Origin of the sequence: Virgibacillus sp. 7505 (assembly GCF_002272135.1) — a bacterium.
In the GTDB taxonomy this organism is placed as follows: domain Bacteria; phylum Bacillota; class Bacilli; order Bacillales; family Amphibacillaceae; genus Terribacillus.
Genome location: NZ_NPBF01000053.1, coordinates 1 through 651 on the forward strand (window position 1 = coordinate 1; position 651 = coordinate 651).

At 46.1% G+C, this 651-nt stretch carries 1 protein-coding gene; it reads right to left on the reverse strand.

What is annotated here, in order from left to right; genetic code table 11:
* The coding region (locus CHH91_RS17865) for a transposase (protein WP_141234185.1) at positions 1-651 on the reverse strand (651 nt) is incomplete at both ends.

Sequence of the window (651 nt, forward strand, 5' to 3'; positions counted from 1 at the left end):
TCTCTAAGGATGGCAAAAATAATATGAGTGAGCTTACGGGCAACGGCTCCAACAGCTGTTCCATGGGCTTTCCCACGCTTACGTAATTGTTGATAATGCAAAGAAAGGGCTGGGTCATGAAAACTTGCCACAAAACCCGCCTGCCATATGGCACGTCTAAGATAAGGAGAGCCGCGCTTGGAGAGTCGGGTCCCGCTACTATGAAAGTCACCTGATTGATGAACAGAAGCGTCTAAACCGGCAAAAGCCACAAGTTGTTCAGGGCGCTCAAATCGGTCAATCGTACCGATCTCGCCAAGGATGACAGAAGCTGTGACGTCACTGACCACAGTGATGGTTGTTAAAAAGTGTTGTTGGCGATTGGAAATGTCAATCATCGCCGCTTCCATTTGGTTCACATGCTTTTCCAACAGTAAAATTTGTTCCAGCAGGAGTTGGATTTGCATTTTAAACACATCGGTCCCAATTGAAATGCCAAAGGTATGTTCAGCACGTTCTTTCAGTTGAAGGGCTTTGTCATACGCTCGGGATTTGCCTAATCTTCCTTTACTGACACGATTTAATACAGCAGCCAATTTTTCCGTATCCATTTTGAGGATATCCTCTGGCAGTGGCACGTGGAGTAAGATTTCAGACGAAGCCTTTCCGAAG